The organism is Streptomyces sp. NPDC051105, from assembly GCF_040682795.1.
GTDB lineage: Bacteria > Actinomycetota > Actinomycetes > Streptomycetales > Streptomycetaceae > Streptomyces.
Window position 1 is genome coordinate 516,651 of sequence record NZ_JBFBBR010000003.1, and the last position, 21,813, is coordinate 538,463.

At 70.3% G+C, this 21,813-nt stretch carries 17 protein-coding genes; 11 read left to right on the forward strand and 6 right to left on the reverse strand.

What is annotated here, in order from left to right; all coding sequences use genetic code 11:
• Window positions 1-807, reverse strand: a complete 807-nt coding sequence (locus AB0N16_RS09865; protein WP_365794863.1) for an HAD family hydrolase — start codon at window positions 805-807, stop codon at window positions 1-3.
• A gap of 381 nt (window positions 808-1,188) precedes the next feature.
• Between AB0N16_RS09865 and AB0N16_RS09870 the strand changes: the two genes are divergently transcribed.
• Window positions 1,189-1,542, forward strand: coding sequence for a hypothetical protein (locus tag AB0N16_RS09870; protein WP_365794865.1), 354 nt, complete (start codon window positions 1,189-1,191; stop codon window positions 1,540-1,542).
• Window positions 1,543-1,691: 149 nt separating this feature from the next.
• Here AB0N16_RS09870 and AB0N16_RS09875 read toward each other — a convergent pair whose 3' ends face one another.
• Window positions 1,692-2,933: an ATP-grasp domain-containing protein gene (locus tag AB0N16_RS09875; protein WP_365794867.1), complete on the reverse strand. Its 1,242-nt coding sequence runs from the start codon at window positions 2,931-2,933 to the stop codon at window positions 1,692-1,694.
• Between the two features lie 275 nt (window positions 2,934-3,208).
• Here AB0N16_RS09875 and fahA point away from each other — a divergent pair, with 275 nt between their 5' ends.
• The 9 genes from fahA to AB0N16_RS09920 all read left to right on the forward strand — a co-directional run bounded on the left by fahA (window position 3,209) and on the right by AB0N16_RS09920 (window position 13,608).
• Window positions 3,209-4,426, forward strand: a complete 1,218-nt coding sequence (gene fahA / locus AB0N16_RS09880) for a fumarylacetoacetase (RefSeq protein WP_365795229.1) — start codon at window positions 3,209-3,211, stop codon at window positions 4,424-4,426.
• Window positions 4,427-4,703: 277 nt separating this feature from the next.
• A complete protein-coding gene (locus tag AB0N16_RS09885) occupies window positions 4,704-5,642 on the forward strand; it encodes a M56 family metallopeptidase (protein WP_365794869.1) in 939 nt (312 codons plus the stop codon).
• A 171-nt stretch (window positions 5,643-5,813) separates the two neighbouring features.
• A complete protein-coding gene (locus AB0N16_RS09890; protein ID WP_365794871.1) occupies window positions 5,814-6,506 on the forward strand; it encodes a tetratricopeptide repeat protein in 693 nt (230 codons plus the stop codon).
• 240 nt (window positions 6,507-6,746) lie between these two features.
• On the forward strand, window positions 6,747-7,538 hold the full coding sequence (locus AB0N16_RS09895; protein WP_365794873.1) for a GntR family transcriptional regulator: 792 nt from the start codon (window positions 6,747-6,749) through the stop codon (window positions 7,536-7,538).
• Window positions 7,539-7,572: 34 nt separating this feature from the next.
• Window positions 7,573-7,800: a ferredoxin family protein gene (locus AB0N16_RS09900; protein WP_010986276.1), complete on the forward strand. Its 228-nt coding sequence runs from the start codon at window positions 7,573-7,575 to the stop codon at window positions 7,798-7,800.
• Between the two features lie 16 nt (window positions 7,801-7,816).
• Window positions 7,817-9,163: an ABC transporter substrate-binding protein gene (locus AB0N16_RS09905; protein WP_365794875.1), complete on the forward strand. Its 1,347-nt coding sequence runs from the start codon at window positions 7,817-7,819 to the stop codon at window positions 9,161-9,163.
• On the forward strand, window positions 9,160-10,071 hold the full coding sequence (locus tag AB0N16_RS09910) for an ABC transporter permease (RefSeq protein WP_365794877.1): 912 nt from the start codon (window positions 9,160-9,162) through the stop codon (window positions 10,069-10,071). Before AB0N16_RS09905 ends, AB0N16_RS09910 begins: the two co-directional genes overlap by 4 nt.
• On the forward strand, window positions 10,055-10,825 hold the full coding sequence (locus AB0N16_RS09915; RefSeq protein WP_365794879.1) for an ABC transporter ATP-binding protein: 771 nt from the start codon (window positions 10,055-10,057) through the stop codon (window positions 10,823-10,825). Before AB0N16_RS09910 ends, AB0N16_RS09915 begins: the two co-directional genes overlap by 17 nt.
• An 11-nt stretch (window positions 10,826-10,836) precedes the next feature.
• A complete protein-coding gene (locus AB0N16_RS09920; protein ID WP_365794881.1) occupies window positions 10,837-13,608 on the forward strand; it encodes a fumarate reductase/succinate dehydrogenase flavoprotein subunit in 2,772 nt (923 codons plus the stop codon).
• 30 nt (window positions 13,609-13,638) lie between these two features.
• On the opposite strand, the gene recQ is transcribed toward AB0N16_RS09920, so the two are convergent.
• Window positions 13,639-15,636, reverse strand: a complete 1,998-nt coding sequence (recQ, locus tag AB0N16_RS09925) for a DNA helicase RecQ (protein WP_365794883.1) — start codon at window positions 15,634-15,636, stop codon at window positions 13,639-13,641.
• A 363-nt stretch (window positions 15,637-15,999) separates the two neighbouring features.
• On the opposite strand from recQ, the gene AB0N16_RS09930 reads away from it, so the two are divergent.
• Entirely contained in the window at window positions 16,000-16,521 is a 522-nt protein-coding gene (locus AB0N16_RS09930) for a hypothetical protein (protein WP_365794885.1), read from the forward strand.
• 165 nt (window positions 16,522-16,686) lie between these two features.
• Here AB0N16_RS09930 and nuoN read toward each other — a convergent pair whose 3' ends face one another.
• The 3 genes from nuoN to nuoL are packed head-to-tail and all read right to left on the reverse strand — an operon-like array spanning window position 16,687 to window position 21,805.
• On the reverse strand, window positions 16,687-18,336 hold the full coding sequence (gene nuoN, locus AB0N16_RS09935; RefSeq protein WP_365794887.1) for an NADH-quinone oxidoreductase subunit NuoN: 1,650 nt from the start codon (window positions 18,334-18,336) through the stop codon (window positions 16,687-16,689).
• Complete coding sequence (locus AB0N16_RS09940) at window positions 18,333-19,904, reverse strand: NADH-quinone oxidoreductase subunit M (protein WP_365794889.1); 1,572 nt, start codon at window positions 19,902-19,904, stop codon at window positions 18,333-18,335. The genes nuoN and AB0N16_RS09940 overlap by 4 nt, the downstream gene beginning before the upstream one ends.
• A gap of 5 nt (window positions 19,905-19,909) precedes the next feature.
• Window positions 19,910-21,805: an NADH-quinone oxidoreductase subunit L gene (nuoL, locus tag AB0N16_RS09945; protein ID WP_365794891.1), complete on the reverse strand. Its 1,896-nt coding sequence runs from the start codon at window positions 21,803-21,805 to the stop codon at window positions 19,910-19,912.
• Between the last annotated feature and the right edge of the window lie 8 nt (window positions 21,806-21,813).

The following is a 21,813-nucleotide window of genomic DNA, read 5'->3' on the forward strand; positions in this document are numbered from 1 at the left end:
TCAGCCGAAGAGTCCTTCGAGGACGACGGCGATGCCGTCGTCCTCGTTCGACAAGGTGATCTCGTCGGCCACCGCCTTGAGTTCGGGATGGGCGTTGGCCATGGCCACCCCGTAGGCCGCCCAGTCGAACATGGGGATGTCGTTGGGCATGTCCCCGAAGGCGATGGCCTGTTCGGGGCTCAGCCCCAGATGGCCGGCGGCCAGCGCCAGCCCGGTCGCCTTGGTCACCCCGCACGGCTGGAGCTCGACGGTCCCCGGCCCCGACATGGTGACCGTCGCCAGCGATCCCACCACCGCACGCGCGGTCGCCGCCAGTTCGTCGTCGGACAGGGTGTGGTGGCGCAGCAGCACCTTGCTGATCGGCGCGCACCACAGGTCGTCGCGCCGGCCCACGCGCAGCGCGGGCAGGGTGGGGTGGGGCATCAGATAGCCCGGCTCGATGAGCGTGAGGCCGTCCACGCCGTCCTGGTCGACCGCCGCGTACACCTGCCCGACCTCGGCCTCGATCTTGCCGAGGGCGTTCTCCGCCAGTTCCCGGTCCAGGGTGACCGACCACAGCAGCCGGTCCGCGCCGGCGTCGTACACCTGAGCGCCCTGGCCGCAGACCGCGAGACCCGTGCAGCCGAGGTCGTCCAGGAGGGGACGCACTCTCGGCGCGGGACGGCCGGTCACCACAAGATGCCGGGCACCGGCCCGGCCGGCCCGCGCGAGCGCGGCGAGCGACCGCTCCGACAGGGTGTCGTCGGCGCGCAGCAGCGTGCCGTCCAGGTCGGTGGCGATCAGTGCGTACGGGGTGGGTGCGACCATGATCAGAGAATACGGACAGCACGCCCCTGAGACTCACTGTGCGTTTCGGCCTCAAGTGGCGCCCGCCGTCGCCGTGATGGGGCGATGTCAGTGGGGCGCGTTACGTTGGCGATGGATTGATTGCACCGACCGGACGGGGGCGGCGGTGGTGCGGGGACGGACCGGCAGACTCCCGGGCGCATCCGCTGGACGCGGGCGACCGGGGTGCCGGAGCGGTTCCCGCGTGAGCACGCGGCCGCAGGCCTACGCGCTGTCGTTCGGCATCCGGCGTGTGGAGGGCGACGATCGCAGACCGTACGGGGCGATCGGCCACAACCCCGAGAACCAGTACGAGACCGAACGGAACCCGGCGGACCCGGGCGGGACGCGCTGGAACTACGCGTGCCGGCTCCTCGACGGCTTCGAGACGCTCGGCAACCGTCCCGAGGCCTGGTCGGCGTCGCGCCGTACGCCGAAAAGGTCCGGCGGCTCGGACTCTGGTTCGACGGGGACGGCGACGACGCCGAACTGGACGCGAAGCATGACCTGTTGGGGCTGCACTTCGCCGGCACGTGCATACGGCCGGCCCAGGATCTGCCTGCCGGGGGCCGCGTGGAGGTACTCGGGCGGCCGCTGCCGGTGGTGGTCTGCGACATGCACTGCCCGGGCTGGGAGGCCGAGGCCATGGAGGCGGCCAACCCGACCGAGCTGATCGAGGAGTTCCCGGCCAGGCAGCGGGCGGCCGAGGAGGCATAGCCCGCGCCAGCGACCATGGGGTCGGGTCGCCGAAGACCCGGACGGGGATGCCACGCGCCCGCAGACGGGCGGCGGTGGACAGGCCGGAGGGCCCGGCACCTATGACCGCACCGGTCGGATCACGAAGTCCCTCCCCAGGAACGTGCTGCCTACTTCGAGGAGGTGCCGCCGCGGCGGTTGGTGCGCCACAGCTGATAGAGGTGCTTCGCGCCCGGACGCACGAAACGGGCGAGCATCGTGACGAACGGCAGCGGGTCGTCACCCGCGAGCCAGGCCAGCTCGGTCCCGCTGGGCCGCTCGGGCGCGTGCGGCGTCGTATAGCCGCTGCGGCGGTAGGCGAGGAATGCGGGCAGATCGATGTTCTCCACGACGTACCGGTGTCCGGCGCGCTGCTCCCCCTCCGGAACGCGGCGCCCGGTCAGATCCAGGTGCATGGCACGGATCACATCCACCCCCGACTCGCTCTCGAAGAGCCGGAACTGGGCGCCCATGCGCGGGTTGAAGTCGAGCAGCTTGTACTGCCCGTCACGGCGGTCGAAGCGCAGGTCGAGGTCGATGATGCCGCTGAAGCCGATCTCTTTGATGAAGCGCGCGGCGAGGTCGGCGAGTTCCGGGTTGTCGACGACGTACGCGTTCGCGGTCATGCCCGCGTGCGGCGGCCACGAGCGCACCTTGACGCCGGTGAACAGGGCCCGCGGGTTCGAGTCGGCGTCGAAGTAGGCGTGCACGATCCAGTCCTCGGCGTCCTCCCTCGGGAGGTACTCCTGGAGGATGACACCCGGATGGGTTCCCCAGTCACGCGCGAGAGCGAGCAGTCCCTCGCGGGTGGCGACCTTCGTGGTGCCGTTGACGGCGGGTTGACTGCGCCGGACGAACGCCTCGCGGTTTTTGGCGACGATCGGGAAGCGGGCCTTCTCCGCGAAGTCGACGATCTCGTCGTACGACTGCGGGAACGCGGCCGCCGGACTGGGGACGCCGTGTTCCACACAGAGTTCGTGCAGCCCCTGCTTGCTGGCGAGCCGGCGGGGCAGTGCGGACTCCACGCGCGGGAAGAGGAAACGGTCGCCGAGCGCGTCCTGGTGCTCGGCGATCAGGACGGCGGCCTCCTCGTCGGTGGGTATCAGCACGGTCGGACGGCCGATGCGGCGGCCGATGCGCAGCAGTCCCTCGACCAGGTGATCCGGTGCCTCGGCGCCTGTGGTCGGCCACACGAACGCCCGTTTGAGATAACGGGAGGAGGCCGCCGGCGTGTAGGCGTCCTCGGTGATCGCGTACATGGGAACGCCCAGGCGGCCCAGACTGCGAATCGCCCCGACCCCGCCATGGTGCAGCGGATAGTCGCCGAACTTGACGATCAGGCCCGGTACGTCGCGATCCGCATCGAACGGCATGCTGACGGCATTCCTGGCCACGGGTCCCCCCACGTGTCCCCCCTACGGACCGGACCCACCCCGTCCGTGTCCCCCAAAGGACGCTAAGCCGGAATTGCCCCCTCCGACAAGGTCTATTCGGACATTGCGAACTCTTTAGACACTGCCACGACCGCCAACTCACCCGTAACGTGTGGCGCGACCACATGGAATGCCGCGCACCGTCAGAGCGACGTCACCACATAGTCCACCCGGCGCGGCACGGATGAGAGCGAGGCAGCCACCCCATGCCCCCCTTGCCCCCCTTCGAGGTCCCCGAGGGTGACCCCTTCGGCCCGCACAATCTTCCGTATGGCGTGTTCTCGACTCCCGAGAGCACGGAACGGAGGGTTGGCGTCCGCCTCGGCGACCACGTCCTCGACGCCGGTGCCACGGCTCTCGCGCTCGGCTCCCCGTACGCCTCGCTGCTGGCCCGACCGACCCTCAACCCGCTGCTGGCCGCGGGCCGCACCACCTGGTCGGACGTACGGCGCGCCCTGACCGCCTGGGTGACCGTGCCCGCGCACCGCGAGGTGATCGAACCCCTCTTCCACCCGCTGGACGCGGTGACCCTGCACCTGCCCTTCGAGGTCGCCGACTACGTCGACTTCTACGCCTCCGAGAACCACGCCCGGAACGCCGGCCGCATCTTCCGGCCCGACGCCGCCGATCCGCTCACCCCCAACTGGAAGCACCTGCCGATCGGTTACCACGGCCGCGCGGGCACGGTCGTGGTGTCGGGGACGGACGTCGTACGGCCGTCGGGCCAGCGGAAGACGTCTTCGGACCCCTCGGAGGCGCCGGTGTTCGGCCCGTCGGTCCGGCTGGACATCGAAGCCGAGGTCGGCTTCGTCGTCGGCACGCCGTCGCAGCGGGGGCGGCCGGTGGCGCTGGGGGACTTCCGTGAGCACGTGTTCGGGCTCACGCTCCTGAACGACTGGTCGGCGCGCGACATCCAGGCCTGGGAGTACGTCCCGCTCGGCCCGTTCCTCGGCAAGTCGTTCGCCACCTCGGTCTCGGCGTGGATCACCCCGCTGGACGCGCTGGAGGACGCACGAGTCGCCCCGCCGCGGCGGACGCACCCGCTGCTGCCGTACCTCGACGACTCCGCCGAGGAACCCGCGGGTTACGACCTGCGGATGTCGATCGCGATCAACGGTCAGGTGGTGTCCGAGCCGCCGTTCTCCACCATGTACTGGACGGCCGCCCAGCAACTCGCCCACCTGACCGTCAACGGCGCCTCACTGCGCACCGGCGACCTGTACGGATCCGGCACGGTGAGCGGTACGGAACCCGCGGAGCGCGGATCGCTGCTGGAGCTCACCTGGAACGGGCGGGACCCGCTCGAACTCCCGGACGGCAAGCGGGCGTACCTGGAGGACGGCGACGTGGTGACGCTGTCCGCGTGGGCGCCGGGGCCGGGCGGAAGCCGGGTGGGACTCGGCGAGGTCAGCGGGCGGATCGTGGCGGGGTGAGGGGCGGCCGGGCCGGGGAGCGCGCGCAGGAGCGGGGGTGCGCCGTCCGTCGGGGTTCGGCGAGGAGGACACCCCGGATCCTCCTCGGCACCTGACTGGGAGCCCTCCGTCCCGTCATACTGACGGGACACGCACCATACGATGCGCCCGCACGCGCACCATGCGAGGCGACGGCGCACGCATCACGTGATGCGTCGGCGCACGCACCCTGTCGTGCAACGGCGCATCACTCCCTCACCACCCGCACACCTCTCCGATCGGGAAAGGGAGCCTCGGCATGACCGTCTGCCTGCTCCTGCTGAGCGTCGTCGCCCTGACGGCCGCGGTGCCCGCGCCGCGTGCGCTGGTGCAGTCCCTGTGGCCCGAGCGGGAGCCGGTGGTCGCGCTGTGGGTGTGGCAGTGCCTGGTCGCCACCGTGCTGATGTGCTGCCTGGCCGCGCTCGTCCTGGGCGCGGCGGCCGTCTTCCACACCGTGCGCGACCGGGTGTTCGCGCCGGCGCCACCGGCGGTCACCGCGGCGTACGACCTGTCCGCCGCGCCCCTGTGGGCGGTCGCCCTTACGGTGATCCTCGCGTGCGGGGCCGCGTGGACGACGGCGATGCTCGCCCGCGAGCTGGTCGAGGCCCGGCGGCACCGCGGCCAGACCCGCGCACACCTGCGCGAACGGGCACCGGAACTGCCGGGGGGGCTGCCGGCGGCACGCGGGCCGATGCTGGTGCTGGAGGACGAATACCCGGACGCCTGGTGGATGCCCGGGCATCCATCGCAGCTGGTCGTGACGACCGGGGCACTGCATCGACTCACCGACCACCAGCTCGACGCCGTACTCACCCACGAGCGGGGTCACGCCCGCGCCCACCACGACTGGCTGCTCCACCTGTCCAGTGCGCTGGCCACGGGCTTCCCGCGCGTGCCGCTGTTCTCCCACTTCTGCGACCAGACCCACCGGCTCGTCGAACTCGCCGCGGACGACGCGGCATCCCGCCGTTGCGGCCACCTGACGACCGCTCTGGCCCTGATCGAACTGAACCAGCACCGCGGGGTCCTGTCCTGCGCGTCCAGCCGCCGACTGCTCGGCGAGCGGGTCGACCGGCTCCTGGAGCCACCACCACGGCTGCTGCGTCGCCAGCGGGCCCTGACGACGACGGTGGCCGCACTGGTACCCCTGCTACCGCTGCTGATCACGTTCGCACCGGGGCTGACAGCGCTCGGGTAGGGCATCTGTCGTTCCCTGTAAGGCAGGCGAAGGCCGCGCAGCGCAAGGGAAGGCTTACGCGCGGGCCCATGGGCGGGCTCGTGCTTCAGCCACCCGCGAAATCCCTCGGCTGCCGCCAGGGACTCGGAGATAGCCTCGGCACTGCCATCGTCCGACGGGGAGGGGCAGGACATGCTGGGCATGCAAGGGCAGGACTGGGTCGCGCACGCGGGAGAGCTTTTCGAAGCGGCGATGTTCGGCGGCGACACATCCGCGCTGGACCGTTCCGACGACGTGCTGGACGCTGTGGAGGCGCCGCTCTCCATGGCGCGGGGCAAGGTACTGCACGTGCGCTTCCTGAACGACCGCGAGGAGAACGGCCGGGAATTGGTGCTGTTCGAGCGGGCGGCCGAGCTGTACAAGCGGCTGGGGGACGCGTCGGGTGAGGCGGGCGCGTTGTTCTGGATCGGCTGCTGGCACCAGGTGGTGAAGGGCGACGGCACCACCGGCAGGCCGTACTTCGAGCAGTCGTACGCGCTGGCGAAATCCGTCGACGACCGGATGACGATGTCCTACGCGATACGCCATCTCGGCTTCGACGACCGGGACGCGGGCGACTTCGACCAGGCCCGTGAACGGTTGACCGAGTCGGTGTCGCTGCGCCGGGCGATCGGCTTCAGGTCGGGGGAAGCGGCCGGCCTGGTGGCACTGGCCTACCTCGCGGCCGAGACCGGGAACAGATCGGTCGCGCTCCAGCACCTCGACGAGGCGGAAGCGGTCGCCGAGAGCTGCGGCGCCAAGAACGTGGCGGGGTGGATCGAGCAGGCCCGCACCGCGATCCGGGCCCAGCCCTCTGACGGCACGGTAGTCCTCGTCGAGGACTGAAGTCCGGAACAGCCGGGCCTACTGGCTTTCCGTGAGACCGCCGCGCCTCACGGGCCTGATCATTCAGGATCTACCTTCGCGACAGCCCCGGGGCGCGCGAGTGAACGAACCCGCACCCTGGTGGCAGATCTTCACCACACCGCCCCGAAGCACCAGCTCAACGGCATGTCCGATGAGGTCTCAGGTGGCGCAACAATCCGGCAACACCCCATTCCCTACCTCGTAGGTATGGTTCGAGCCATGCCAGCCACCGACCGCATCCGAGACCACGCCGGTCAGGGCGCCGCCACCACGGTCGCCGCCCACCGGACGCGTCGCCGGCTGCGTGCGGACCAGGCCCGGCAGCTCGCCGATCTTCTGCGCCACCAGATCCTCGCCGACGCCTTCCCGGACGGCAGCCTCCCCCACGAGACCACTCTCGCCACCGACTACAGCGCCAGCCGAAACACCGTCCGCCAGGCCCTGGACCTGCTGCGGGCGGAAGGCCTGGTGGATCGCCTCCCCGGCGTGGGCACCGTGGTCGTCGCCCGGAAATACCCACACGGGCTCGACCGTCTGATGGGCCTCGCGGAAACCCTCCGCGAACACGGCCAGGTCACCAACGAGGTCCGCACCATGGGCCCCGCCCCGGCGCCCGCCCCCGTCGCCGAACGCCTCCGCGTCCCGCCCGGCGCCGACGTCCTCTACATCGAACGCCTGCGCCGGCTCAACGGCCTCCCGCTCTCCCTCGACCTCACCTACATCCCCCTCGACATCGGCACCGCGCTCCTCGGCGCCGACCTGGAGAACAACGACGTCTTCCGGCTCCTGGAGTCGATCACCGGCCAGCCCCTGGGCCACGCCGAGATCACCCTGGAGGCGGTGAACGCGGACGCACACTCCGCCGCCGTGCTCCAGGCCCCGCGCGGGGCGGCCGTCCTGATGCTGGAACGGCTCACCCACCTCGCCGACGGCCGGTCCGTCGACCTGGAGTTCATCCGCTTCCGCGGCGACCGCATCACCATGAGCGGCCTCCTGCGCCGCTCCCTCTGACCCCTTCCGCTTGACCCGTTTCCTGGAGACAGCCATGCCTCTGGCGCCCCAGCGGGCCGACGTGCCCGTGACCATCGACGAGTCGAAGTGCATCGACGGCTGCACGCTCTGCGTGGACATGTGCCCGCTGGACTCCCTCGCCATCGACGAGAGCAACGGCAAGGCCTACATGCACGTCGACGAGTGCTGGTACTGCGGCCCGTGCGCGGCCCGCTGCCCCACCGGAGCCGTCACGGTCAACATGCCCTATCTGCTCCGGTGAGAGGCCTACAAATCCCATGAAACGCACAGCGATCGCCGCATCCGCAGCCCTCCTTCTGCTGCCGTTGGCCGCCTGCGGCGGCAGCGCCGTGGCGGGCGACAGCAAGACGGTCACCATCACCGTCGGCTACCAGTCAAAGACCATCAACACCGTCACGGCGGGCACCCTGCTGCGTTCCCTCGGCTACTTCGAGCAGCAGCTCAACGCCCTCCATGACGGCCACACCTACAAGGTCGACTGGCAGGACTACGCCACAGGCGCACCGATCACCGCGCAGATGACCGCCGGGAAGATCGACATCGGCTCGATGGGCGACTTCCCGCTACTGCTCAACGCGGCCCGCGGCAAACAACTCGGACAGCCCACACGTCTGGTCTCCGTCACCGGCTACAACCTGCGCGGCGGCCTCAACACCGTGGTCACCGCACCCGACTCCAAGCTCACCACCCTGACGGACCTGAAGGGCAAGAAGGTCTCGACGAGCATCGGCTCCGCCGCCGACGGCACCCTCGTCCGTGCCCTCCAGCGCGCCGGCATCGACCCGAACAAAGACATCTCCAAACTAAACCAGCAGCCTGCGGTGGGCGCTTCGGCACTGACGGCGGGCAGCGTGGACGCGCTGTCGCAGTTCGTGGCCTGGCCGGGGTTGCTCGCCTACCAGGGCAAGGCGAAGGCGCTGTACGACGGCGCCAAGCTGAACCTCCCCACCTTCCACGGCGTCACCGCCCGCGAGGACTTCGCGAAGCAGCGGCCCGCCGTGCTGGAGGCGTTTCTCAAGGCGCAGGCGGAGGCCACCGACTACCTCAACGCCCACCCGGTGACCGCCGCCGAGAAAGTCGCCGATGCGACCGATCTGCCCGCCGAGGTCGTCTACCTCTACAACGGCGCGCACGGCATCGCCACGTTCGACGCCGCCGTCAAGCCCGCGCTCGTCTCCGCGCTGAAGCAGGACGTGTCAGTTCTCAAGGCCGCCGAGCTGACCGGTGACGTGGACGTGGACTCGTTCGTCGACGACCGGTACGTGAAGAAGGCCCTGGGCGGCTCCGACTACACCAAGCGTCTCGCCGCCACGCCGGCGGCGTCCGCGAGCGAGGTGTGGTCCAAGGGAAGCGAGAAAACGACGAGCTTCAACTCCCCCAAGGCGTTGCTCGCGTACGTCGCCCAGCACAGTGACGGCGTTCGTGCCGCTTACGTACCCGACGCCACCACCGGCACGCTCTGGTTCGCCGACAAGGCGGTGTGGGTGGCCGACGGTGAGCAGGTGCTGCCGTTCGTGGCCCGGGCGACCGCGCAAGCGTACGTCGACGCACACGGCGGCGCCGAGGTCGTCAGCTACGCCGACGCGCTGCGGCGGGCGTCGTGAGCCGGTACGTCCTGCGGGTGGCGTCGCTGGCCGCCGCCCTCGGGTTGTGGCAGTTGCTGACCAGCTTCAAGGTCGACCTATGGCTGCGTTTCTCGCAGTTCCCGACGGTCACCGACATCGCTCATGCTTTCGCCGACCGGGTCTCCCGCGGCGACTACTGGACGGACCTCACCGACAGCCTCACCCGGATCCTCACCGGCTTCCTGCTGGCCGCCGTCCTGGGGGTGGCGACGGGCGTGCTCGTGGCCCGCTCGCGCCTCGCCGAGGATCTGCTCGGCCCGGTCCTGGAGATGATCCGCCCGATCCCGGCGATCGCTCTCGTGCCCGTCGCGATTCTGCTGTTCCCCTCCAATGAGCAGGGCATCGTCTTCATCACCTGCACCGCCGCCTTCTTCCCGGTCCTGGTCTCCACCCGGCACGCGGTGCGCGCCCTCACCCCCGTGTGGGAGGAGGCGGTGCGCACCATGGGCGGTGGCCGGTGGCGGATCCTGGGTTCGGTCGTGCTGCCGGGTGCGCTGCCCGGCATTTTCGGTGGTCTGTCGGTCGGTATCGGTGTGTCGTGGATCTGTGTGATCTCCGCCGAGATGATCTCCGGCCAGTACGGCGTCGGTTACCGCACCTGGCAGGACTACACGATCGTCAACTACCCGGGTGTGTTCGTCGGAATGGTGACCATCGGTGTGCTCGGCTGGGTCACCTCCACGGCCGTCGAGTTCCTCGGCCGGCGTCTGACCCGCTGGCTGCCCCGCACGTCGTACGTCCCCGGCGGCCGGCCCCGCACTCCGGTGGCCGCTGTCGCCGCCCCGGTCGCAGTGGCGGCCGACGGCGAGTCCCAGAAGCAGGCCGATGCCCAGCAGCAGGGCCGCAGTGACACCGACCAGGAGGCGCGCGATGAGCACTTCGTCTGAGGTCGCCGCTCCGGCGCTAGCGCGAGGGGCCCGGCTCACCCTGGGCGCGGCCGTGCTCGGCCGACCGGACGCGGCGGTGCTGCACGCTGTCGAGCTGGATGTCCGTCCCGGCGAGATCCTCACTGTGGTGGGCCCGTCGGGATGCGGCAAGTCGACGCTGCTGCGGACGTTCGCCGGGCTGCTGTCCCCGCTGGCCGGGACGGTCGAGCAGGACGGCGAACCGTTGACGGGGCCGTCGGCCGATCGGGCGCTGGTCTTCCAGGAGGATGCGCTGCTGCCCTGGCGCACGTTGCGGGGCAATGTCGAACTGCCGCTCTCCATCGCGGGGGTTGGGCGTTCCGAGCGCCGCTCGCAGGCCGCTTCCTGGCTGGGCCGGGTCGGACTGGCAGCGCAGGCGGGGCAGTTGCCGCACCGGGTGTCCGGTGGGCAGCGCCAGCGGGCGCAGCTGGCGCGGGCGCTGGCGGGTTCGCCCCGGGCCGTGCTCATGGACGAGCCGTTCGGCGCGCTCGACGCCCAGACGCGTTCCGGCATGCAGGACCTGTTGGTGGAGGTGTTGGGCGGCACGGGTGCGACCGTCGTCTTCGTCACCCATGACGTGGACGAGGCGCTCTTCCTCGGCGACCGGGTCGCTCTGCTCGCCGCCGGCCGTGTGACCTCCGTATGTGACGTTCCGCGTCCCCGTGACCGGGGCGCCCTGGACGACCCGGCCCGCGTGGCCCTGCGCCGCGCCGTCCTCTCCTCGCTCGGCATCTGAAAGGCATCCCGGTGACCACCCCCGCGAACGCCCCCGCGCCCGCCCCCCTGGAGATTCCCGCCGTCACCGACGTCGAGGAACTGACCTGTGACGTTCTCGTCGTCGGTGGTGGCACCGCCGGCACCATGGCCGCCCTGACCGCCGCCGAGCGCGGTGCGAACGTGCTGCTCCTGGAGAAGGCCCACGTCCGGCACTCCGGGGCGCTCGCCATGGGGATGGACGGCGTCAACAACGCGGTCGTCCCGGGACGTGCCGAGCCCGACGACTACGTCGCCGAGATCACCCGTGCCAACGACGGGATCGTCGACCAGTCCACGGTCCGGCAGACGGCGACGCGTGGTTTTGCCATGGTCCAGCGCCTGGAGTCGTACGGGGTCAAGTTCGAGAAGGACGAGCATGGCGCGTACGCGGTCCGCCAGGTGCATCGCTCCGGTTCGTACGTACTGCCGATGCCGGAAGGCAAGGATGTCAAGAAGGTCCTGTACCGGCAGTTGCGGCGTCGTGAGATGCGGGAGCGGATCCGTATCGAGAACCGGGTGATGCCGATGCGGGTGCTGACGGTGCAGGGGCGCGCGGTGGGTGCGGTGGGGTTCAACACGCGCACCGGCGCGTTCGTGACCGTCCGGGCGGGTGCGGTGGTTCTTGCGACCGGTGCGGCCGGGCGGCTGGGGCTGCCCGCTTCCGGCTACCTGTACGGGACGTACGAGAATCCGACCAACGCCGGTGACGGTTACGCCATGGCCTACCACGCCGGTGCCGAGCTGACCGGGATCGAGTGTTTCCAGATCAACCCCCTGATCAAGGACTACAACGGGCCTGCCTGCGCGTACGTCGCGAACCCGTTCGGCGGTTACCAGGTCAACCGGCACGGTGAGCGGTTCGTCGACTCCGACTACTGGTCGGGGCAGATGATGGCCGAGTTCGCCGCCGAGGTCGCCTCCGACCGTGGCCCGGTCTACCTGAAGCTGAGTCATCTCCCGGAGGAGTCGGTCTCCGCCCTGGAGTCCATCCTGCACTCCACGGAGCGGCCCACCCGTGGCACGTTCCACTCCGGGCGGGGGCACGACTACCGGACCCATGACGTCGAGATGCACATTTCCGAGATCGGCCTGTGCGGCGGGCACTCCGCTTCCGGGGTCCGGGTCGACGACCATGCCCGGACGACCGTTCCCCGGCTGTACGCCGCCGGTGACCTGGCCTGCGTCCCGCACAACTACATGATCGGCGCGTTCGTCTTCGGGGATCTCGCCGGCGCGGACGCCTCCCAGTACACGGCGTACGAGGGGGAGTTGCCGGCCGATCAGGTGCGTGAGGCGCACGAGTTGATCTACCGTCCGCTGCGCAACCCGGACGGCCCGCCGCAGACCCAGGTCGAGTACAAGCTGCGCCGCTTCGTCAACGACTACGTGGCTCCGCCGAAGTCCGGGGCCCGGCTCTCGCTCGCCCTGGAGTCCTTCGAGCGGATGCGGGACGACATCGCCGCCATGGGTGCCCGCACCCCGCACGAGCTGATGCGCTGCGCCGAGGTGAGTTTCATCCGCGACTGCGCGGAGATGGCTGCTCGTGCCTCGCTGGCCCGTACGGAGTCCCGCTGGGGTCTCTACCACGACCGGCTCGATCACCCCGAGCGTGACGACGCCTCCTGGTTCCATCATCTCGATCTGCACAAGTCCCCCTCTGGTGCGATGGAGTTCACGGCTCGTCCCGTGGCTCCGTATCTGGTGCCGGTCGAGGAGTTCACCCCGGTCGGCGGTCCGTCCCGGCACATCGGCGAGGTGCGTCCGCTGGACGTGGCCACGGCCGGTGCCCGTGATGTGCCGCCGGTGGCCACGGGGCCGGTGGCGGCCGGTGCCGTCCGGCCCGTGGAGCCCGACCGGGCCGAGCCGGCCTCGCCTCGTCTTCTGGAGCTCCTCGCTCTCGCCGAGGAGGAGCCCGAACTCGCTCTTCTTGAGCCTTATTTGACTGATCTCGATGCCTCGGTCCGCCGTACCGCCGTGTCGGTGCTGACGGAGACGGCTCCGGTGGGCACCGGGCGGGCGCTGGCCGGTGCGCTGGCCGATCCCGATGCCGGGGTGCGTTCGGTCGCCGCGGCCTCGTTGCGTGAGCTGGTCGAGACGCTTCCGCCCGAACCTGCGTTGCGGGACGCCCTGGCGGGCGCGCTCGCGGTGGCCGACCCGGTCGTCCGGGCCGCGGCGCTGGACGTGCTGCGGGCGCTGCGCCTGGGTGATGCCGGTCTGTTCGCCGCCGCCCTGCCCGACGCCGATCCGGCGGTGCGGATCGAGGCGGTGCGGGCGCTGGTCTCGGTGGATGCTGCCGAGGTCTTGGCCGACGCCGTCGCCGACCCGTCCAGGGAGGTACGGGTGACGGTGGCGAAGGCCCTCGGGACAGTGGGAGCCGCCGGAGCCGCTGCTCAGGTGGACGGTGTCCTGGACGCCCTCACCGCCCTCGCCGGTGACCTCGACGTACTGGTGCGCGGCGCCGCCTACGAGGCACTGGCCGGCGTCGGCTGCCCGCCGCCGCTGGCCGGGAGTGCCGTGGCCGCGCTGGCCGACCCGGCCTGGCAGGTGCGCGTCGGTGCCGCCCGGGCGCTGGGCGCGGCCGGTGCCGCCGTGGCGGTGCCCGCCCTAGCCAAGTCGCTGGCCGATGCGAACGCCGACGTCCGCAAGGCGGCCGTCCTCGCTTTGATCCGGCATTCCGGTGCCGAGGAGGCCCGTGCGGCGCTGGCCACGGCGACGGCGGACTCGGACGCGGATGTCAGGGCGTATGCGGCGCGGGGGCTCTGAGCAGGGCACTCGCGCCGGGGCCGGATCGGGCTACATCCAGTCCTCCGGTTCCGGCTCCGCGTCCATCTCGGGCCAGTGGTCCTCGTCCTCGGTCCCGGCTCTCGCGGGGGCCGGGGCGGGGGCGGGCGAGGACGGTGTCTTTAGGGATGCCAGCACTGCGAGCACGCCCTCCCCGTAGGTGATGAGCTTCTTCTCGCCGACGCCGCCGACGGTGGCGAGTTCGGCGATCGACTCGGGCCATCGGCCGACGATCTCCCGGAGCGTGGCGTCGTGGAAGATCACGTACGCCGGTACGCCCTGTTCGCGGGCCTGTTCGGCACGCCAGGCGCGGAGTGCCTCGAATGCGGGGAGCAGGTTCTCGGGCAGTTCTGCCACAGCGGCCTTCGCCTTGCCCTTGCCGGAGGACCCGGACGTCCCGGAGGGCCGGGAGACCACGGGCTTCTTCGGCTCCTTGCGGAGCGGAACCTCCCGTTCCCGCCGCAGTACCGTGCCGCTGGCCTCGGTGAGCACCAGCGTGCCGTACTCGCCCTCGACGGCCAGCAGCCCTTGGGCGAGCAGTTGCCGGACGACGCCCCGCCATTCGCCTTCGTCCAGGTCGGTGCCGATACCGAAGACGGACAGCTGATCGTGGTCGAACTGTATGACCTTGGCGGTGCGCTTGCCGAGCAGGATGTCGACGATCTGGACGGCGCCGAACTTCTGTCCGCGTTCGCGCTGCAGTCGTACCACCGTGGAGAGGACCTTCTGGGCGGCGACGGTGCCGTCCCAGGTCTCCGGCGGGCTGAGGCAGCTGTCGCAGTTGCCGCAGCCCTCGGGGGCGGGGTCCTGGCCGAAGTACTTGAGCAGTTGCCCGCGGCGGCACTGGGCGGTCTCGCACAGGGCGAGCATGGAGTCGAGGTGCGCTTGGGCGCGGCGGCGGAACGCCTCGTCTCCCTCGCCGGACTGGATGAGTTTGCGCTGCTGTATGACGTCGTTGAGGCCGTAGGCCATCCAGGCGGTGGAGGGCAGGCCGTCGCGGCCGGCGCGGCCGGTCTCCTGGTAGTAGCCCTCGACGGACTTGGGGAGGTCGAGGTGGGCGACGAAACGGACGTCGGGTTTGTCGATGCCCATGCCGAAGGCGATGGTGGCGACCACGACCAGGCCGTCCTCGCGTAGGAAGCGGGACTGGTGGGCCGCGCGGGTGGCGGCGTCCAGGCCGGCGTGGTAGGGGACGGCCTCCACACCGTTGCGGGTCAGGAATTCGGCCGTGGATTCGACCGACTTGCGGGAGAGGCAGTAGACGATGCCCGCGTCGCCTTCGTGTTCCTGGCGGAGGAAGGTGAGCAGCTGCTTCTTGGGGTCGGCTTTGGGGACGATCCGGTACTGGATGTTGGGCCGGTCGAAGCTGGCCACGAAGTGCCGGGCGTCCGGCATGTGCAGCCGCTGGGTGATCTCCGCGTGGGTCGCGTGGGTGGCGGTGGCCGTGAGCGCGATGCGCGGGACGTCGGGCCAGCGCTCGCCGAGGAGGGAGAGCGTCAGGTAGTCGGGGCGGAAGTCGTGGCCCCACTGGGAGACGCAGTGCGCCTCGTCGATCGCGAAGACGGCGATCTTGCCGCGGGCGAGCAGGTCCAGCGTGGAGTCCAGGCGCAGCCGCTCCGGTGCCAGGTAGAGCAGGTCGAGCTCTCCGGCGAGGAACTGGGCCTCGACCACGCGTCGCTCGTCGAAGTCCTGGGTGGAGTTGACGAATCCGGCGTTCACGCCGAGGGCGCGCAGGGCGTCCACCTGGTCCTGCATGAGCGCGATGAGCGGTGAGACCACGATTCCCGTACCGGGTCTGACCAGGGCGGGGATCTGGTAGCACAGCGACTTTCCGCCGCCGGTGGGCATAAGGACGACGGCGTCTCCGCCGGCCACCACATGCTCGATGATCGATTCCTGCTCGCCCCGGAAGGCGTCGTACCCGAAAACCCTGTGCAGCGTGGCCAGTGCCTCGCTGTCCGCCGGGTCGGGCGTCTGCCGCGTTCCCGGCGGCTCGGTCGTCCCTGGCATCTCGTCGGTTCCGCCCGTCCCACCCATCGTCGTGTCCCCCGTACGTCGTCCCTCGACCACTGCCTCCACGATAGGGGCACGGACCGACAGCGCCGAGTTATCCACAGGCCCGCCGCCCCGGAAAGGGACGCGGGTACGGACGCGAGGAGGGGCACAGGGAGGGGCACAGGGAGGGGCACGGGGACGGACACGGGAGGGATCGGGGGCGAGGTCCCCCGGCGTGCGGTGTCCTCAGTCCTTTGGCCGTCCTCGCGTGGCGGCCTAGAAGCGGCGCGGGCCATGCTGCACGGGCGGGACCGGGGAGGCCCGCGTTGTACGGAGGCGCCGCACTCGCGTGCCTCTTCCGCCCCAAGGAGCATCAGGATGTCTCTCAGGTCCCGCACCGCCGGCGCCGTGCTGGCGCTGGCCGTGCCGTTCGCTCTGGCCGCGGTTCCCGCCGACGCGACTCCCGTCCCCGAGGCCGACCCGTTCGTGTGGACGGATGTGACCCCGACGTACACGGCGACCGCGGACTACCAGTACGAGCCGTTCGCGGTCACGGACGGGTACTCCCGCACCGGCGACTGCACCAAGGACACCGCGGCCGGCAAGGGAGGCGCGGGCTACCACTACGTGAACCTCGCCCATGTCGGCAGCCTCGACCCGGCCGAGCCCGCGGGTCTCCTGTACGAGACCGACAGCGACGGCGGCCGTGCCCTGGTGGGGGCTGAGTGGATCGTGCGCGCCGGCACCGCTGCGACCGCGCCGACGCTGTTCGGACAGACGTTCCAGGGTCCGGAGACGCTGCCCGGCGTCGGCTCCGTGTACACGCTGCGCGCCTGGATCTGGAAGGACAACCCGAGCGGTCTGTTCGCGCCGTGGAACCCGACGGTGACCTGCCCGTAGCCGCGGCCGGCGTGGCGACGTGCAGGTCATCCCTGCGGCCCCGTATCCCTGCGGCCCCGTATCCCTGCGGCCCCGGCCCTGTACCCCTGCGGCTCTGTGCTGGGTACGCGCGCGTGGGCCCCGGTTCCTCGCGGGGAACCGGGGCCCACGGCCGTACGGGAGGGGTCAGCGCACGAAGACTCCCGCCTGGCTCGCCAGGTCCAGGAAGTACTGCGGTGCCACACCGAGTACCAGCGTGACCGCGACGCCGACGCCGATCGTCGCCATGGTCAGCGGTGACGGGACGGCGACCGTGGGGCCGTCGGGCCTGGGCTCGCTGAAGAACATCAGCACGATCACGCGGATGTAGAAGAACGCGGCGATCGCCGACGAGATCACACCGACGACGACCAGCGGGGCCGCCCCGCCCTCCGCCGCCGCCTTGAACACGGCGAACTTTCCGGCGAAACCGGAGGTCAGCGGGATACCGGCGAAGGCCAGCAGGAACACCGCGAAGACGGCCGCGACCAGCGGTGAGCGGCGGCCGAGGCCGGCCCACTTGGACAGGTGGGTGGCCTCGCCGCCGGCGTCGCGCACCAGGGTGACCACGGCGAAGGCGCCGATGGTCACGAAGGAGTACCCGGCCAGGTAGAACAGGACGGACGACACGCCGTCCTTCGAGGTCGCGATGACACCCGCCAGGATGAATCCGGCGTGCGCGATCGACGAGTACGCGAGCAGTCGCTTGATGTCGGTCTGGGTGATCGCGACGATCGCGCCGCCGAGCATGGTGATGATCGCGACGCCCCACATGACCGGCCGCCAGTCCCAGCGCAGGCCGGGCAGGACGACGTACAGCAGGCGCAGCAGCGCGCCGAACGCGGCCACCTTGGTCGCCGCGGCCATGAAGCCGGTCACCGGGGTGGGTGCGCCCTGGTAGACGTCGGGCGTCCACATGTGGAAGGGGACCGCGCCGACCTTGAAGAGCAGGCCCATCACGACCATCGCGGTGCCGATCAGGAGCAGTGCGTCGTTGCCCATGGTGTCGGCGAGGGCGGGGTCGATGCTGGTGACGGTGCCGTCGACGACCCGGGAGATGGTGGCGTACGACACCGAGCCTGCGTAGCCGTACAGCAGGGCGATGCCGAACAGGGTGAACGCGGAAGCGAAGGCGCCGAGCAGGAAATACTTGACCGCGGCTTCCTGGGACATCAGGCGCTTGCGGCGGGCCAGGGCGCACATCAGGTAGAGCGGGAGGGAGAAGACCTCCAGGGCCACGAAGAGCGTCAGCAGGTCGTTGGCCGAGGGGAACACCAGCATGCCGGCGACCGCGAAGAGGAGCAGCGGGAAGACCTCGGTGGTGGTGAAGCCCGCCTTCACCGCGGCCTTCTCGCTGTCGCTGCCGGGCACGGAGGCGGCCTGTGCGGCGAAGGAGTCGACGCGGTTGCCGTGGGCGGCCGGGTCGAGGCGGCGTTCGGCGAAGGTGAACAGGCCGAGGAGGCCGGCCAGCAGGATCGTGCCCTGCAGGAACAGGGACGGTCCGTCGACGGCGATCGCGCCCATCGCGGCGATGTGGGCCTTGGTGGTGCCGTATCCGTCCGCGGCCAGTGCGACGACCGCGGCGAAGGCCGCGCACAGCGCGACGGCGGAGACGAAGACCTGCGCGTAGTAGCGGGATTTGCGCGGGACGAACGCTTCGACGAGCACCCCGACGATCGCCGCGCCGAGCACGATCAGGGTGGGGGACAATTGTCCGTATTCGATCTTCGGCGCGTCGATCTTCGAGATCGGCTCGGCCGCGGTTGTCCACAGGCTGTGGACGGCTGTTGCGCTCACTTGGCCGCCTCCACTGCGGGCTTGGGGTCGGTCTTGTGTACGTCCGACATGGTCTGTTTGACCGCCGGGTTGACGATGTCCGTGACCGGCTTCGGGTAGACGCCCAGGAAGATCAGCAGAACGATCAGCGGGGCGACGACCACGAGTTCACGCGCGCGCAGGTCGGGCATCGCGGAGACCTCCGGTTTCACCGGGCCCGTCATCGTCCGCTGGTAGAGGACGAGGGTGTAGAGCGCGGCGAGGACGATGCCGAGGGTGGCGATGATGCCGATCGCCGGGTAGCGCGTGAACGTGCCGACGAGGACAAGGAATTCGCTCACGAAGGGGGCGAGACCCGGTAGCGACAGGGTGGCCAGACCGCCGATCAGGAAGGTGCCGGCGAGTACCGGGGCGACCTTCTGCACACCGCCGTAGTCGGCGATGAGCCGCGAGCCGCGCCGGGAGATCAGGAAGCCGGCTACCAGCATCAGCGCGGCCGTGGAGATGCCGTGGTTGACCATGTAGAGGGTGGCGCCGGACTGGCCCTGGCTGGTCATCGCGAAGATGCCCAGGATGATGAAGCCGAAGTGCGAGATGGACGCGTAGGCGACCAGGCGCTTGATGTCCCGCTGGCCGACGGCGAGCAGCGCGCCGTAGATGATGCTGATCACGGCGAGGACGAGGATGACGGGTGTCGCCCACTTCGAGGCCTCCGGGAACAGCTGGAGGCAGAAGCGGAGCATCGCGAACGTGCCCACCTTGTCGACGACCGCCGTGATGAGCACGGCGACCGGGGCGGTGGACTCCTGCATGGCGTTGGGCAGCCAGGTGTGCAGCGGCCACAGGGGCGCCTTCACCGCGAAGGCGAAGAAGAAGCCGAGGAACAGCCAGCGTTCGGTGCTGGTCGCCATGTGCAGCGAGCCGTTCGTGCGGGCCTGTGCGATCTCCGCGAGGGAGAAGTTCCCGGCGACCACGTAGAGGCCGATCACCGCGGCCAGCATGATCAGGCCGCCGACCAGGTTGTAGAGGAGGAACTTCACGGCGGCGTACGACCGTTGGGCCGCCGCTTTCTCGTCGGAGCCCGCGTGGGCACGGTCTCCGAAGCCGCCGATGAGGAAGTACATCGGGATCAGCATGGCTTCGAAGAAGATGTAGAAGAGGAAGACGTCGGTGGCCTCGAAGGAGATGATCACCATCGCCTCGACGGCCAGGATCAGGGCGAAGAAGCCCTGGGTGGGCCGCCACCGCTTGCTGCCGGTCTCCAGTGGGTCGGCGTCGTGCCAGCCCGCCAGGATGATGAACGGGATCAGCAGGGCGGTCAGCGCGAGCAGGGCGACCGCGATGCCGTCGACGCCCAGTTCGTAGCGGACACCGAAGTCCGAGATCCAGGCGTGGGATTCGGTGAGCTGGTAGCGGGCGCCGCCCGGGTCGAAGCGGACCAGGACGACGATCGCGAGCACCAGAGTGGCGAGCGAGACCAGCAGGGCGAGCCATTTGGCGGCGGTGCGCTGTGCGGCCGGTACGGCCGCGGTGGCGACCGCGCCGACGGCGGGGAGCGCCGCCGTCGCTGTCAGCAGAGGAAAGGACATCGGTATCAGACCGCCCTCATCAGCAGGGTCGCGGCGACCAGGAGGGCAGCGCCGCCGAACATCGAGACCGCGTACGAGCGCGCGTAGCCGTTCTGGAGCTTGCGCAGTCGGCCGGACAGTCCGCCGAAGCCCGCCGCCGTGCCGTTGACGACCCCGTCGACGAGGGTGTGGTCGACGTAGACCAGGGAGCGGGTGAGGTGTTCGCCGCCGCGGACCAGGACGACGTGGTTGAAGTCGTCCTGGAGGAGGTCGCGGCGGGCCGCGCGGGTGAGCAGCGAACCGCGCGGGGCGACGGCGGGGACGGGACGGCGGCCGTACTGGAGGTAGGCGATGCCGACGCCGATGACCAGGCACACCATGGTGGCGCCGGTGACGGTGGCCGCGCTGAGCGGGGAGTCGCCCTCGCTGTGGCCGGTGACCGGCTCCAGCCAGTGCAGGAAGCGGTCGCCGATGCTGAAGAAGGCGCCGCCGAATACCGAGCCGATCGCCAGCACGATCATCGGGATGGTCATGACCTTCGGGGACTCGTGCGGATGCGGCTTGTGACCGTGCTCGTCGGGCTGCCAGCGCTTCTCGCCGAAGAACGTCATCAGCATCACGCGCGTCATGTAGAACGCGGTGATGGCCGCGCCGAGCAGAGCGCAGGCGCCGAGGATCCAGCCCTCGGTGCCGCCCTTGGCGAACGCCGCCTCGATGATCTTGTCCTTGGAGAAGAAGCCGGACAGGCCCGGGAAACCGATGATGGCGAGGTAGCCGAGACCGAAGGTGATGAAGGTGACCGGCATGTATGTGCGCAGGCCGCCGTACTTGCGCATGTCGACCTCGTCGTTCATGCCGTGCATGACGGAGCCCGCGCCGAGGAACAGCCCGGCCTTGAAGAAGCCGTGCGTCACCAGGTGCATGATCGCGAAGACGTAGCCGATCGGACCGAGGCCGGCGGCGAGCACCATGTAGCCGATCTGCGACATGGTCGAGCCGGCGAGGGCCTTCTTGATGTCGTCCTTCGCGCAACCGACGATCGCACCGAAGAGGAGGGTGACGGCGCCGACGACGGTGACGACGAGTTGGGCGTCCGGGGCCGCGTTGAAGATCGCTCCGGAGCGGACGATGAGGTAGACGCCGGCGGTCACCATGGTCGCCGCGTGGATAAGGGCCGAGACCGGGGTTGGGCCCTCCATGGCGTCCCCGAGCCAGGACTGCAGCGGTACCTGGGCGGACTTGCCGCAGGCGGCGAGCAGCAGCATCAGGCCGATCGCGGTGAGTCTGCCCTCGGAGGCGTCGGTCGCGTGGCCGAGGACCGGGCCGAAGGCGAACGTGCCGAACGTCGTGAACATCAGCATGATCGCGATCGACAGGCCCATGTCGCCGACGCGGTTGACGAGGAAGGCCTTCTTGGCCGCGGTCGCCGCGCTGGGCTTGTGCTGCCAGAAGCCGATCAGCAGGTACGAGGCGAGGCCGACGCCTTCCCAGCCGACGTACAGCAGCAGGTAGTTGTCGGCGAGGACGAGCAGCAGCATGGCCGCGAGGAACAGGTTGAGGTAGCCGAAGAAGCGGCGGCGGCGCTCGTCGTGCTCCATGTACCCGATCGAGTACAGGTGGATGAGCGAGCCGACGCCGGTGATCAGCAGGACGAACGTCATCGACAGCTGGTCGAGGCGGAAGGTGACGTCCGCCTGGAAGCCGGCCACCGGGACCCAGGTGAACAGGTGCTCCATCAGGGTGCGGTGTTCGGCGTCCTTGCCCAGCAGGTCGGCGAAGAGGATCACGCCGAACACGAACGAGGTCGTCGACAGGAGCGTGCCGATCCAGTGGCCCACGCCGTCCAGGCGGCGGCCGCCGACCAGCAGGACGGCCGCTCCGAGCAGGGGCGCCGCGATCAGCAGCGCAATCAGGTTCTCCACGATTCAGC

Coding starts and splice junctions, on each gene's coding strand:
- AB0N16_RS09865 (WP_365794863.1), bottom strand. CDS start 807: ATGGTCGCACCCACCCCGTACGCACTGATCGCCACCGACCTGGACGGC.
- AB0N16_RS09875 (WP_365794867.1), bottom strand. CDS start 2,933: ATGCCGTTCGATGCGGATCGCGACGTACCGGGCCTGATCGTCAAGTTC.
- AB0N16_RS09885 (WP_365794869.1), top strand. CDS start 4,704: ATGACCGTCTGCCTGCTCCTGCTGAGCGTCGTCGCCCTGACGGCCGCG.
- AB0N16_RS09890 (WP_365794871.1), top strand. CDS start 5,814: ATGCTGGGCATGCAAGGGCAGGACTGGGTCGCGCACGCGGGAGAGCTT.
- AB0N16_RS09895 (WP_365794873.1), top strand. CDS start 6,747: ATGCCAGCCACCGACCGCATCCGAGACCACGCCGGTCAGGGCGCCGCC.
- AB0N16_RS09900 (WP_010986276.1), top strand. CDS start 7,573: ATGCCTCTGGCGCCCCAGCGGGCCGACGTGCCCGTGACCATCGACGAG.
- AB0N16_RS09905 (WP_365794875.1), top strand. CDS start 7,817: ATGAAACGCACAGCGATCGCCGCATCCGCAGCCCTCCTTCTGCTGCCG.
- AB0N16_RS09915 (WP_365794879.1), top strand. CDS start 10,055: ATGAGCACTTCGTCTGAGGTCGCCGCTCCGGCGCTAGCGCGAGGGGCC.
- recQ (WP_365794883.1), bottom strand. CDS start 15,636: ATGCCAGGGACGACCGAGCCGCCGGGAACGCGGCAGACGCCCGACCCG.
- AB0N16_RS09930 (WP_365794885.1), top strand. CDS start 16,000: ATGTCTCTCAGGTCCCGCACCGCCGGCGCCGTGCTGGCGCTGGCCGTG.
- AB0N16_RS09940 (WP_365794889.1), bottom strand. CDS start 19,904: ATGTCCTTTCCTCTGCTGACAGCGACGGCGGCGCTCCCCGCCGTCGGC.